Here is a 13,833-nt window from a genome sequence, read left to right on the forward strand (position 1 = left end):
CTTGCCTGCAGGAGGGGTGCGCTAGTATAGCGAGGCGGTCCGGGGGGATACCGGCCACCCCTACCCACATTCTGCGTGCCTGGCACGCCCCGAGGATTTCGGCGGATGGATCAGCGCCCCGTGGTTTCAGTCCCGCCCCAGGTCCCGGCCACGTTGCCGATGGGCCGGCTCGGCTTCGAGCAGGTGGTGGCGGCGCTGATCGCCGACGGCCTGGTCGCCGACGCCGATCAGGAGCGCATCCGTTTCTCTGCCCAGGGCGCGCGCAACGCCAGCGAGGTACACCCGCTGGTGCTGCTGGCCAACCTCAAGCTGGCCGCCAACGGTGGCGGCGAGCTCGGCCTGGAACGGCTGACCGAGTGGCTGGCCACCCGCACCGGCACCCGTTACCTGCGCGTGGACCCGACCCGGGTCGATGTGTCCTCGGTCACCGCGCTGGTCTCGCACGCCTATGCACGCCGCCACCGCTTCCTGCCCCTGGCCGTGGATGCCGAGCGCGTGCTGGTGGCCACCAGCGAGCCGCTGGCCCAGGAATGGCTGCGCGACCTGCAGCACCTGACCCGGCGCCGCATCGAGCTGGCGATGGTCAACCCGCTCGACCTGCACCGCTACACCATGGAGTTCTACGGGGTCACCCGTTCGGTGCGAGGCGCGCGCGGCGATGTCCGCGGCGAAACCAATTCCACCCTGCCCAGTTTCGAACAGCTGGTCGAGCTGGGCCGCACCGGCGACGTCAACGCCGACGACCAGCACATCGTCCACATCGTCGACTGGCTGCTGCAGTACGCCTACGAACAGCGCGCCTCGGACATCCACCTGGAGCCGCGCCGCGACATGGGGCGCATGCGCTTCCGCATCGACGGCGTGCTGCACAAGGTGTTTGAAGTCCCGCCGGCGGTGATGACCGCCGTGGTCAGCCGGATCAAGGTGCTCGGGCGCATGGACCTGGCCGAGCGCCGGCGCCCGCAGGACGGCCGCATCAAGACCCGCTCGCCGGGCGGCCGCGAAGTGGAAATGCGCCTGTCCACCATGCCCACCGCGTTCGGCGAGAAGTGCGTGATGCGTATCTTCGACCCCGATGCCGCCTTCAAGAGCATCGACCAGCTCGGTTTCAGCCCGCAGGAAGCGGCCGGCTGGACCGCCCTGGTCGAGCGCCCGCACGGCATCGTGCTGGTCACCGGCCCGACCGGCTCGGGCAAGACCACCACCCTGTATTCCACGCTCAAGCGGCTGGCCACTCCGGACGTGAACGTGTGCACGGTGGAAGATCCGATCGAAATGATCGCGCCGGAATTCAACCAGATGCAGGTGCAGACCAACATCGACCTGGATTTCGCCAGCGGCGTGCGCACCCTGCTGAGGCAGGACCCGGACATCATCATGATCGGCGAAATCCGCGACCTGGAAACCGCGCAGATGGCGGTGCAGGCCTCGCTCACCGGCCACCTGGTGTTGTCCACCCTGCATACCAACGATGCGCCCTCGGCGATCACCCGCCTGCTCGACCTGGGCGTGCCGCATTACCTGCTCGCCTCCACCCTCAACGGCATCCTGGCCCAGCGCCTGGTGCGCACCCTGTGCCCGAACTGCAAGGTGCCGCGCCCGCTCAGCGCCGCCCAATGGGCGGTGTTGGCTGATGCCGATGAAGCATTACCTGAGTCGCCCACGCCATATGCACCGGCCGGCTGCATCGACTGCCGGCGCACCGGTTACCTCGGCCGGATCGGCCTGTATGAGTTGCTGCCATTGGGCTCGCGCCTGCGCAGCCTGATCCGCGCCGACATGGATCTGGCCGCTTTCAACCGTGCCGCGCGTGCTGAGGGAGTGCGTACCCTGCGCCGCGCGGGACTTGAAAAGGTGGCCGCAGGGCTGACTACAATCGAGGAAGTCCTGTCAGTGCTGCCGCCCCCGGATGAATTCCGCCCCGTTCCTGATTCTTGAAACCGGCCAACCCGTCGCCTCGCTGCGGCGCTACGGGCGATTCCCGCACTGGATCCGCGTCGCGGCCGGGCTGGACGCCGACGAGACCGTGGTGGTCGATGTCGAGCACGGCGGCGCCCTGCCCGACCCGCGCCAGTTTGCCGGGGTGATCGTCACCGGCTCGGCCGCCTTCGTCACCGATCGCGCCGACTGGAGCGAACGCAGTGCGCAGTGGCTGCGTGCCGCCGCCCACGACGACCGCCCGGTGTTCGGCATCTGCTACGGCCACCAGCTGCTGGCGCATGCGCTGGGCGGTGAAGTCGCCTACAACCCGGCCGGTCGCGAGTCCGGCACGATCGAACTGGCGCTGGATCCCTCGGCCGGGGACGACCCCCTGTTCGCCGGCCTGCCCGAGCGCTTCCCGGCCCACGCCACCCACCTGCAGACCGTGCTGCGCGCGCCCGACGGCGCCGCCATCCTGGCGCGTTCGGCGCAGGACAACTGCCATGCCTTCCGCTGGGGCCGCCAGGCCTGGGGCGTGCAGTTCCACCCCGAGTTCGCCACCCACCACATGCGCGGCTACGTGCGCGCCCGCGCCGAGTGCATCCGCCAGCACGGCGGCTGCGCGCGCAGCGTCGCCCGCGACGTCACCGCCGCACCACTGGCCCGCCAACTGCTGCGCCGGTTCGTGCGCCAGGCGCGCCTGGCCTGAGCCCGCGCGCGGCCTTCAGGTGCCGCGCCCCGAAAACCGCCATAATCGATCCGATTCGGGGCGACCGCGCCCTTCCTCCCCTGTTTCGGATTGGTATGAGCGAGATTCGCAAGCTGCCGGCCTCTGCTGGCGCCCAATGGCTGCTGGATGCGTTTTCCCTGTTTCGCCGCGCCCCCATGCAACTGGCCGTCCTCGGTGTGGTGTGGATGCTGGTCACCTCGCTGATCCTGCTGCTGGCGCAGTTGCTGCCCGGCTGGCTCGGCCTGCTCGTGCAGCTGGCATCATTCGCGGTCGGCCCGCTGATGTTCGGCGGCATGCTCTGGGCGGTCGGTGAAATCGACCAGGGTCGCCCGGGCCAGCCCGCACATCTGCTGCAACCGATCCGCGACCGCCGCGTCACCCACCTGCTGGTGCCGCTGGCGATCCAGCTGATCGCCGTCATCGCGCTCGGCACCCTGCTGTTCGCCCTGATCGGCACCCAGGGCCTGACCGCCCTGACCGACATGCTGCACAAGATGCAGGAACTGCAGCAGTCCGGCAGCCAGCCCAGCAACGAGCAGACCCTGGCGTTGATGGCCGACGTGCCGGTCAAGCGCATCCTGCTGTGGATCCTCATTGCATTCAGCACCTTCGTGGCGCTGAGCATGGCCATGTTCACCCAGCCGGCGCTGGTCGTGTTCGACCGCCACAGCGGCATGCATGCCCTGCGCATGAGCCTGCAGGGCTGCATCGAGAACTTCTCGGCGATGGCCGTGTTCATGGCGCTGGGCCTGATCGCCACGATGTGCATCTACTTCCTGGTGATGATGCTCATGCAGATCGCCATGCTGGTCGGTGGCATGGGCGCTGCCGCCTTCGTCATGCAGCTGTCGATGACCACCGTGATCATGCCGCTGTATGTCGGTGCGGTGTACTCGGCCTGGAAGCAGATGTTCGCGCACCGCGACCGCAGCACACCGCCGCCGGTGCCCAAGCCGGACAACGTGTTCGCAGCCTGATACAAAAAACCCCGGCAATGCCGGGGTTTTTTCATGTGTGCCCGTAGCGCAGCCACGCATGGCGTGGCGCTACCCGCTTTTCAGTGAGGGGCCCTTCCCTGTCGAAGGGCTGGCGTGGGTGGGTGGGCGGGACTGTCCACGACATGGATGTCGTGGACAAGCCTCCATGGATGGATTTACGGCGTGTCCCGCCTACCCGCACACGTCAGCCCAAACCTGCGCAAACGACGCCCCGCTCTTGATCTGCGTTATTGATCTGCGCTTTCAGCGCAGCCACGCGTGGCGTGGCTCTACCCGTCGGCAACCCCGACCTGACAGCAACCTCAGCTCGCCGGCTTCGTCGCCGAAGAGGGCACCAGCCAGCGCGCCGCGTGAATGCCCAGCTCGTAGAGCAGGCACATCGGAATGGCCAGCATCAGCTGCGACACCACGTCCGGCGGCGTCAGCACCGCGGCCAGCACGAAGATACCCACGATCGCGTAACCGCGGCCGTCCTTGAACTGCTGCGGCGTGATCCAGCCCATCAGCACCAGAATCACCATCGCCACCGGCAACTCGAAACTGCTGCCGAACGCGAAGAAAATCGCCAGCACGAAATCCAGGTACGCCGTCGCATCCGGCGTGATCGCAATCACCTCCGGCCGGAACGTCGTCAGGAAGTGGAACACCGCCGGCAGCACCAGGAAGTACGCAAACGCGCAGCCCAGGTAGAACAGCAGCACCGACGAAGCCAGCAGCGGCACTGCCAGGCGCTTCTCGCGCGCATACAACCCCGGCGCCACGAACGACCACAGCTGATACAGCAGCCACGGCACCGCCACGAACACCGCCACGAAGAACGTCAGCTTCAGCGGCGCGAAGAAAGCGCCCGCCGGATTCGTCGCAATCATCGTCTGCCCGTTCGGCAGCTGCGAAATCAACGGCGCCGCCAGCGCCGTGTAGATCTGCCGCGAGAATGGCAACAGCCCCAGCAGCACCACGCCCAGCCCCAGCAGCGCACGCACCAGCCGCGCACGCAGCTCGATCAGGTGCTCCACCAATGAACTCTCGGGGGTCTCGTGCTCACTCATCGCGTTGCATCCGGAAGCGGCGGGTCCGGCGCGCGCGGTGGCGTGCCATCGATGCCCGGCGGTGCCATCGCATCACGCGGGGCTGGCGGCTCCATCGGCGCCTCGCCCTCAGGTGGCGCCTCAGGCGCCATCACATGCTGGGCCACGCTCGCCGGCGAACCCGGTGCCGGACCGGTCATCACCGGCTCGGCTGCGGCATCGCTGGCCAGCGCATCACCCCCGCGGGCCAGATCCTGGCGCACCTGCTCGGCCTCGCGGCGTACCGCTTCGCCACTGGCACGCAGCTGCGCCTCGGTGTCCTGCATCGAGGATTTCACGTCATTGAACTGCCGCTTGATCTCATCGGCGTGCAGCTCGCGTTCGAGCTCCTGCTTCACCGAATCCCACTGGTTGCGCGCACGTCGCACCCACAGCCCGGCGAAGCGCGCTGCCTTGGGCAGCCGCTCCGGGCCGAGCACGACCAAGGCCACCACCGCGATGACCAGCAGTTCACTGAAACCGATATCGAACACGCCCAGCCGCCCCGATCAACGCGGGTCGCGGTCGTGCTCGGTCTGCGACGTGGTCGTCGAGTCCTGCGGACGCGCACTGTTGTCGCTGAGCTGCGCGTTCGGCTTGTCCTCGTCGCGCATGCCCTTCTTGAATTCCTTGACGGCGCCGCCAAGGTCCTTGGCGCCACTGGTCAGTTTCTTGGTGCCAAACACCAGCAGAACGATGACCAGCACGACCAACCAATGCCAGATGCTGAAACTGCCCATGAGGTGCTCGCGTTACGTAGTGATCAGACGGTTGAGCATAGCGCACCGCCGGTAAGGCGGCGCGCGTGACGAAAGTCAGTTGCCATCCAGCGATTCAGTGCGCACTTCACCGTCGCCGACCGGCTGGAAGCCCTGCTGCGGGGCCGGCTGGGCCGGGGTCGACTGCAGCGGTGCGGTGGTCGCACCGGCGGCCGGTGCCTGTTCAGCCACCGGCGCAACTGCCGGGGTGGCGGTACGCGCGGCCGGCGCCGGCGCGGCGCCCGCGGTGCCACGCTTCTCGCGGGCACTGTAGGTCGCCTCTTCCAGGCGGTCGCGGAAGGCCACCACGTCTACCGACGGCGGTTCACCCACGCGCCCTTCGAAGACCATCCGCGGCGTGGTGTTGCTGCCGTAGGCGTCCAGGTTGGCGGCATCGTCGATCTGCAGAATCGCACCGTCCAGTGCGACACCGGCGAACAGGCCACGCGCCCGCGACCACGACCAGATCTCCGCCTTCAGCTGGCCATCGGTGGCCGCGGCGGCATTGCGCCCGACCGGACCGGCGGCCACACCGGCATCAGCGCCCAGGGTGAACTTGCCGTTGACGAGATTGTCCAGGCTGCGGTCGTTGCGGAACACCAGCACCACGTCCGAGGACTGCACGCCGGCCTGGAAGCCGATGCTGCCGCCGGTGAGCTTGACGAAAACCGGGTTGGACCAGCTGCCATCGGCATTCTTGACCGACATCAGGCCATGCCCACGACGCCCGCCAATCACCAGGCCGGCCTTGATCGTGTCGGGAATGACCACGATCGCGCGGCCTTCATCCAGCAATTTGTCCGGAATGCCCTGCTCGGGCATCTGCTGGATCTCATTCAACACGCGGACCGCGTTGCGGGCACGCTGGTCCTCCTGTGGCCCGGCCATCGCCTGGGTCGACAACAGGCTGGCGGACAACAACAGTACAAGGCTCAGGCGGCGCATGGCGGGCTCCAGAAAGTCGGTCCAGACAAAGATAAAGCAATGTGGGTACAACCGTGGGTCATACGCAGGCTTTGAAACTAGTGGGGGTGCGATGAATCTGCAATGAGTGATCCTGCCTATCAATAGGCAGGAGGAATGATTGGCATACGACGTTTGCATCCCGTCATTCGCGTAGACCTGCGAGAATACAGGCATGCTCGACGCACCCGACACCGCCGTGCTGGCGGTCAACCTAGGCACGCCCGAGACGCCCACTGCGCCTGCAGTGCGTCGTTACCTGGCTGAGTTCCTCAGCGATCCACGCGTGGTGGCGATCCCGCCGCTGCTGTGGAAACCCTTGCTGTACGGGCTGATCCTGCCGTTGCGCAGCGGTCGCTCGGCGGCCAAGTACGCCCAGGTCTGGTTGCCCGAGGGCTCGCCGCTGATGGTGCATACCCGCCGCCTGGCCGAGGCCATGCAGGCGTTGATGCCGAACCTGCGGGTGCGTCATGCGATGCGCTACGGCGCGCCCGCGCTGACCGCCGAGCTGGACCGGCTGGCCGCCGAGGGCGCGCGCCGGATCGTGGTACTGCCGCTATATCCGCAGTACTCCACCACCACCACCGCCTCGATCGAGGACCAGGTGCGCGACTGGCAGCCCCGCCATCCGGCCGTCACCGTCACCCTGGTGCGCGACTACGCGGTGGACCCGGACTGGGTGGCCGCCGTCGCGGCCAGCATCCGCCAGTGGTGGGCGCGCGAAGGCCGCAGCGAGAAGCTGGTGTTCTCTTTCCACGGTATTCCGCAGCGGCTGGCCGATGCCGGCGATCCGTACCCGCAGCGCTGCGAAGCCAGCGCCCGCGCCATCGCGCAGGCGCTGGAACTGGCCGACGATGCCTGGCAGCTCACCTATCAGTCGCGCTTCGGCCGTGAAAAGTGGCTGCAGCCGTATGCCGAGCCAACGCTGTGGGCGTTGGCCGAAAGCGGGGTGCGCAGCATCGACGTGGTCTGCCCGGGCTTTGCCACCGACTGCCTGGAAACCCTGGAAGAAGTCGCTCTCGGGTTCACCGAAACGGTGGCCCAGCGCGGTGCGACGATGCGCTACATCCCCTGCCTCAACGCGGCACCCGAGCATGCGCTGGCGCTGTCGCGGTTGAGCATCGCGGCGCTGGCATGAGCCTGCAGCCGTTCGAATTTGCCGTCGCCGGCAGCCGCGTCGCCGGATTGCGCGCCGATCAACACGGTGGCATCCGCGTGCTGGCCCTGCATGGCTGGCTCGACAACGCGGCCAGCTTCGTGCCGCTCGCCGCGCATCTGCCCGGCCTGGACCTGGTCGCGCTCGATCTTCCCGGCCATGGACACAGCGCGCACCTGCCAGCGGGCACGCAATACAACACCCCCGGCGCGATCTGCCACGTGCTCGATGTCGCCGATGCGCTGGGCTGGGACCGCTTCATCCTGCTCGGTCACTCGATGGGCGCCGGCATTGCCAGCCTCACTGCCGCGGCGGCGCCAGAGCGGGTTGAACGCCTGATCGCGATCGAAGCACTCGGCGGCCTGCGCGGGCCGGAGAATGAAACCGCACAGCGCCTGCGCGACCATGTGCGTGCCGAACGCGCGCTGCCCGGCAAGCGCCTGCGCGTGTTCCCGGACCTTGGCGCACCGATTCGTGCGCGGATGATGGCCAACCAGCTCAGCGAGCCGTGCGCGCGGCTGCTGGTTGAGCGTGGCGTGATGCCCGTGGACGGCGGCTACAGCTGGTGCAGTGATCCGCGGTTGATGCTGCCCACCGCGTTCCGGCTCAGCGAAGGGCAGATCGATGACCTGCTCGGCGCGATCGAATGCCCCACCCAGGTGATCTACGCGACACCCGCACAGTCGTACTATCCCGAGCCGCTGCGCAGCCAGCGCATCGGCCTGCTGCGCGATGGCCGCCTGGCGACGTTTGCCGGCAACCATCATCTGCACATGGAATCGCCGCACGTCGTGGCGGAAGTGATCCAGGGCTTCCTCGCCGGCTGAGCAGCTACCGGCGGTGCGACATCGGGTCGCACTCAATTTCCAGCGCAGGGGTCCGATACCGTTGATGCAGTCCGATCTGTATCGGCTGTGTCGCCGCATGCTCCGCCGTCGCGAAGCCGCGCATCACCCCAGGCTTCCAGGAAACGTCGTCGCCATGCCGGATTGGCCGTGTCATCGCCCACAGGACCGGGCCATGCCGGCGGTGCCTGTCACCGCTGATGCGGCGGTGTGGACGGCGGCCATCGATAGGCCTTCCTTGTTCTCTCCTGCAGCGCCCACCGACATCACGGTGACCGGCGCTGCATCCGGCTGTCCGCCTGCGCGCGGCCGGTCTTCTGCCTTCTGTTGATACTGGAGTCGTCATGTCCACGCTTCCCCGCGCATCCTCCCGTCCGCCTGACAACCAACGCGCCGCCGTCTGGCAGCGCTCGACGTCGGCCTACCTGATCCTGGCGGCACTGCTGCTCGCCACCTCACTGGGCTGGACGCTCTGGCAGCGCCAGGCCGGCCCGCTGCTGCTGATCGCGGTCGCCACGGCCTTGCTTGCTGCCCTTGCGGCGCGCCTGCGCAGGCAGGCCTTGGCACTGGGTTTGCCGACCGAACACCTGGGCAGCATCGCCAGCGATATCGCACAGGGCCGCAGCGTCGCCACGCATCTCCAGCACAACGCACCGCGGCCAGGCTCGCTGGCCGCCACGCTGCTCGACGCCGCCCACCAACACCGCATGCGTACCGAGCGGGAGGCCACCGGCCATCGCGAGAACGCGCAGATCCGCCAGGCACTGGACGTCTCGCGCACGGCCATGATGATCGCCGACAACGATCACGTGATCCGCTACGTCAACCAGTCGGTGGTCAGCCTGTTGCGCCATCAGCAGGACAATCTGCGCGAGGCCTTCCCCGACTTCGACGTCGAGCGCCTGGTCGGCAGCAGCATCCATCGCTTCCACGCCAACCCGGATCGCATCCGCGGCATCCTCAACACCCTCAGCGTCGTCCACCATGGCCGCGTGCGGATCGGGCCGGTGCACTTCGCCCAGGTGGTGACGCCGGTGTTCGACACGGACGGTGCCCGGCTCGGCTTCGCGGTGGAATGGCACGACCGCACCCACGAGCTGGTCCTCGAGAACGCGGTGGCTGGCATCGTCGAGGCGGCGGCCAAGGGGGATCTCGATCGTCGCCTGGACAGCGGCGAGGGTGTCAGCAGCTTCATGGATGGCCTGAGCAGCGGCATCAACCAGTTGCTGGACAGTGTCGCCGGCACCGTGGACGAACTGCGGCGCATGCTCTCGGCACTGGCCGAAGGCGATCTCGACCAACGCATGCACGGCCAGTTCCACGGTTCCTTCCAGGCCATGCAGCGCGACGCCAATGCCACCGCCGAACAGCTCACCACCATGGTCGGGCGGATCAAGCAGTGCACCGCCGGCATCGGCCAGGCGGCCAGTGAGATCGCCAGTGGCAACAACGACCTGTCCGAGCGCACCGAGCGCCAGGCCGCGCATCTGGAAGAGACCGCCGCGTCGATGGAGGAACTCACCTCCACCGTGCGCCAGAACGCCGAGCATGCGCGCCAGGCCAGCGCATTGGCGCATGGCGCCCACGACATCGCCAGCCGCGGCAGCCAGGTGGTCGGCGAGGTGGTCAGCACCATGGACGGCATCCAGGCCGCCTCGCGGCGGATCGCCGACATCACCGGGGTCATCGACGGCATCGCCTTCCAGACCAACATCCTGGCGCTCAATGCTGCGGTCGAAGCCGCCCGTGCCGGGGAGCAGGGCCGCGGCTTTGCCGTGGTGGCCAGCGAGGTGCGCACGCTGGCGCAGCGTTCGGCCGATGCAGCCAAGGAGATCAAGCGCCTGATCGACGATTCAGTCAGCCAGGTCGGCAGCGGCGCGCGGCTGGCACAGGATGCCGGACGCACCATGCAGGAGATCGTCGGCAGCGTGGCCGGGGTCAGCGGCATCATGGCCGAGATCTCCGCGGCGTCGCAGGAACAGGCCGCCGGCATCGACCAGGTCAACCAGACGGTGGCGCAGATGGACGATGCGACCCAGCAGAACGCCGCACTGGTCGAAGAGGCCAGCGCGGCAGCACGCTTGCTGGAAGAACAGGCCGCTGAACTGAGCGAAGCGGTCGCGGTGTTCCGGCATGGGCAGCGGACGCAGCCGTCGCAGCCAGTGGTGCATCGACGCGAATCGGTAGCGGCCTGACAAGGGCCGCGGCATCGCGCATGCCAGCGGCATGCGTGATGCAGAAACGATGTTGTAGATGGACATCAGACGGCGCCCGCGAGGGCGCCGTTGTTGTTTCCGGCGTTGCGCAGCGGCAAATCCGCCGTTGGTATTGGGGGTGAGCACCAACGAAGGCTGCCAAGGATGCGGTGGACCACGAGAATGCGGTGGGTGCCGACCGTTGGTCGGTACTGCCCTGGCTCTGTGCGAACACCCGGCGCGTTGCGCCGTCGCCCGACCAGCGGTCGGGCGCTACCGCGGGCTCCGGCGGAACCCAGGATGTCGGTGAGCCACAAGGATCCGGTGGGCCACAAGGATCCGGTGGGCCTGGAGGATGCGGTGGACCTCGAAGATGCGGTGGGTGCCGACCGTTGGTCGGCACTGGCCTGGCTCTGTGCGAACACCCCGGCGCGGTGCGCCGTCGCCCGACCAACGGTCGGGCGCTACCGAGGCCTCCAGGCAAATAGCCTGGCGCTGCCGAACAGTCGGCGGTCGCCAACGCATACCCGCCGGCCTGCCGGCAATCGAATGCGATTTCCACGCGCACAAAGAAAAACCCCGCTGCATGAGCAGCGGGGTTTTTGGGTATAAACCCTGGCGATGACCTACTCTCGCATGGCTTAGGCCACACTACCATCGGCGCAGCTGCGTTTCACTTCCGAGTTCGGGATGGGATCGGGTGGTTCCACAGCGCTAATTTCACCAGGGAGACAGTTGGAGTGTCGCTTTGGGCTACGGCTCTTTGCAGGGAGCAGGCAAGGGTATGCCTGCTTTACAAAGAGACGCGCTTAAGCGCCTGCCTCTCGTTTGGTCTTGTGACGTAGCGTGCACTTGGATCTATCGACATGTCATGTCGGCCAAGGCAACTTGAGGTTATATGGTCAAGCCACACGGATCATTAGTATCAGTTAGCTCAATACATTGCTGTACTTACACACCTGACCTATCAACCACATAGTCTATATGGTTCCTTCAGGGGGCTTGTGCCCCGGGAGATCTCATCTTGAGGCGCGCTTCCCGCTTAGATGCTTTCAGCGGTTATCGCTTCCGAACATAGCTACCCGGCAATGCCACTGGCGTGACAACCGGAACACCAGAGGTTCGTCCACTCCGGTCCTCTCGTACTAGGAGCAGCCCCTCTCAAATCTCCAACGCCCATGGCAGATAGGGACCGAACTGTCTCACGACGTTCTGAACCCAGCTCGCGTACCACTTTAAATGGCGAACAGCCATACCCTTGGGACCGACTACAGCCCCAGGATGTGATGAGCCGACATCGAGGTGCCAAACACCGCCGTCGATATGAACTCTTGGGCGGTATCAGCCTGTTATCCCCGGAGTACCTTTTATCCGTTGAGCGATGGCCCTTCCATACAGAACCACCGGATCACTAAGTCCTAGTTTCCTACCTGCTTGATCCGTCGATCTTGCAGTCAAGCACGCTTATGCCTTTGCACACAGTGCGCGATGTCCGACCGCGCTGAGCGTACCTTCGAGCTCCTCCGTTACTCTTTAGGAGGAGACCGCCCCAGTCAAACTACCCACCATACACGGTCCCCGATCCAGATTATGGACCCAGGTTAGAACGTCAAGCACGACAGGGTGGTATTTCAAGGTTGGCTCCACTGCAGCTAGCGCCACAGTTTCATAGCCTCCCACCTATCCTACACAGACGAACTCAACGTTCAGTGTAAAGCTATAGTAAAGGTTCACGGGGTCTTTCCGTCTTGCCACGGGAACGCTGCATCTTCACAGCGATTTCAATTTCACTGAGTCTCGGGTGGAGACAGCGCCGCTGTCGTTACGCCATTCGTGCAGGTCGGAACTTACCCGACAAGGAATTTCGCTACCTTAGGACCGTTATAGTTACGGCCGCCGTTTACTGGGGCTTCGATCAAGAGCTTCGCCTTGCGGCTGACCCCATCAATTAACCTTCCAGCACCGGGCAGGCGTCACACCCTATACGTCCACTTTCGTGTTTGCAGAGTGCTGTGTTTTTGATAAACAGTCGCAGCGGCCTGGTTTCTGCGGCCCTCTTCAGCTATAGCTCGCATGAGCCACCAAAAAGGGCGCACCTTCTCCCGAAGTTACGGTGCCATGTTGCCTAGTTCCTTCACCCGAGTTCTCTCAAGCGCCTGAGAATTCTCATCCTACCCACCTGTGTCGGTTTACGGTACGGTCTGCGTAAGCTGAAGCTTAGGAGCTTTTCCTGGAAGCGTGGTATCAGTGACTTCGCCTTAAAGGCTCGTCTCGGTGCTCGGTCTTAAAGAATCCCGGATTTGCCAAAGATTCAAACCTACCTCCTTTCCCCCGGACAACCAACGCCGGGTACACCTAACCTTCTCCGTCCCTCCATCGCACTTACGCGAGGTGCAGGAATATTAACCTGCTTCCCATCGACTACGACTTTCGTCCTCGCCTTAGGGGCCGACTCACCCTGCGCCGATTAACGTTGCGCAAGGAAACCTTGGGCTTTCGGCGTGCGGGTTTTTCACCCGCATTATCGTTACTCATGTCAGCATTCGCACTTCCGATACCTCCAGCAGACTTCTCAATCCACCTTCAACGGCTTACGGAACGCTCCTCTACCGCGTACATATAAATATGCACACCCCAAGCTTCGGTTCACTGCTTAGCCCCGTTAAATCTTCCCCGCAGACCGACTCGACCAGTGAGCTATTACGCTTTCTTTAAAGGGTGGCTGCTTCTAAGCCAACCTCCTGGCTGTCTGTGCCTTTCCACATGGTTTTCCACTTAGCAGTGAATTTGGGACCTTAGCTGTGGGTCTGGGTTGTTTCCCTTTTCACGACGGACGTTAGCACCCGCCGTGTGTCTCCCATACAGTCCGTCTTGGTATTCGGAGTTTGCAATGGTTTGGTAAGTCGCGATGACCCCCTAGCCATAACAGTGCTCTACCCCCAAGAGGATACATATGAGGCGCTACCTAAATAGCTTTCGAGGAGAACCAGCTATCTCCGGGTTCGATTAGCTTTTCACTCCTAATCACAGCTCATCCCCGTCTTTTGCAACAGACGTGGGTTCGGGCCTCCAGTACCTGTTACGGCACCTTCACCCTGGCCATGACTAGATCACCCGGTTTCGGGTCTACTGCCCGCGACTATGCGCCCTTATCAGACTCGGTTTCCCTTCGCCTCCCCTATACGGTTAAGCTTGCCACGA

At 65.2% G+C, this 13,833-nt stretch carries 10 protein-coding genes and 2 rRNA genes (1 of these 12 running past the window's edge); 6 read left to right on the forward strand and 6 right to left on the reverse strand.

All coding sequences use genetic code 11. The features are described 5' to 3' along the window. Positions 1-105 precede the first annotated feature (105 nt). From AC3IPM_RS19220 to AC3IPM_RS19230, 3 genes are all read left to right on the forward strand, one after another. A complete protein-coding gene (locus AC3IPM_RS19220) occupies positions 106-1,938 on the forward strand; it encodes a GspE/PulE family protein (RefSeq protein ID WP_489301830.1) in 1,833 nt (610 codons plus the stop codon). Beyond that, a complete protein-coding gene (locus tag AC3IPM_RS19225) occupies positions 1,910-2,629 on the forward strand; it encodes a glutamine amidotransferase (protein WP_489301831.1) in 720 nt (239 codons plus the stop codon). Before AC3IPM_RS19220 ends, AC3IPM_RS19225 begins: the two co-directional genes overlap by 29 nt. Positions 2,630-2,724: 95 nt before the next feature. Further along, a complete protein-coding gene (locus AC3IPM_RS19230; RefSeq protein ID WP_489301832.1) occupies positions 2,725-3,627 on the forward strand; it encodes a BPSS1780 family membrane protein in 903 nt (300 codons plus the stop codon). A gap of 323 nt (positions 3,628-3,950) precedes the next feature. Here the strand turns inward: AC3IPM_RS19230 and tatC are convergent, their stop codons facing one another. From tatC to AC3IPM_RS19250, 4 genes are all read right to left on the reverse strand, one after another. Next, positions 3,951-4,697: a twin-arginine translocase subunit TatC gene (tatC, locus tag AC3IPM_RS19235; RefSeq protein WP_489301833.1), complete on the reverse strand. Its 747-nt coding sequence runs from the start codon at positions 4,695-4,697 to the stop codon at positions 3,951-3,953. Beyond that, entirely contained in the window at positions 4,694-5,209 is a 516-nt protein-coding gene (gene tatB, locus AC3IPM_RS19240; protein ID WP_489301834.1) for a Sec-independent protein translocase protein TatB, read from the reverse strand. Before tatB ends, tatC begins: the two co-directional genes overlap by 4 nt. 15 nt (positions 5,210-5,224) lie before the next feature. Then, positions 5,225-5,455 (reverse strand): Sec-independent protein translocase subunit TatA, encoded by a 231-nt coding sequence (tatA, locus tag AC3IPM_RS19245; protein ID WP_489301835.1) that lies wholly within the window; start codon positions 5,453-5,455, stop codon positions 5,225-5,227. A gap of 75 nt (positions 5,456-5,530) precedes the next feature. Beyond that, complete coding sequence (locus AC3IPM_RS19250) at positions 5,531-6,418, reverse strand: lipid-binding SYLF domain-containing protein (RefSeq protein ID WP_489301836.1); 888 nt, start codon at positions 6,416-6,418, stop codon at positions 5,531-5,533. Between the two features lie 193 nt (positions 6,419-6,611). Here AC3IPM_RS19250 and hemH point away from each other — a divergent pair, with 193 nt between their 5' ends. From hemH to AC3IPM_RS19265, 3 genes are all read left to right on the forward strand, one after another. Then, complete coding sequence (hemH, locus tag AC3IPM_RS19255; protein WP_489301837.1) at positions 6,612-7,574, forward strand: ferrochelatase; 963 nt, start codon at positions 6,612-6,614, stop codon at positions 7,572-7,574. Next, a complete protein-coding gene (locus AC3IPM_RS19260; RefSeq protein ID WP_489301838.1) occupies positions 7,571-8,419 on the forward strand; it encodes an alpha/beta fold hydrolase in 849 nt (282 codons plus the stop codon). Before hemH ends, AC3IPM_RS19260 begins: the two co-directional genes overlap by 4 nt. 362 nt (positions 8,420-8,781) lie before the next feature. Then, the gene (locus AC3IPM_RS19265) at positions 8,782-10,632 is read left to right on the forward strand and encodes a methyl-accepting chemotaxis protein (protein WP_489301839.1); all 1,851 of its coding nucleotides are present in this window, start codon (positions 8,782-8,784) and stop codon (positions 10,630-10,632) included. A gap of 613 nt (positions 10,633-11,245) precedes the next feature. On the opposite strand, the gene rrf is transcribed toward AC3IPM_RS19265, so the two are convergent. Continuing rightward, positions 11,246-11,360, reverse strand: a 5S ribosomal RNA gene (gene rrf, locus AC3IPM_RS19270). Positions 11,361-11,530: 170 nt separating this feature from the next. Next, a 23S ribosomal RNA gene (locus tag AC3IPM_RS19275) occupies positions 11,531-13,833 on the reverse strand; it runs 576 nt beyond the window's last position.

The sequence above is a fragment of the Stenotrophomonas sp. GL_111 genome (assembly GCF_057835245.1).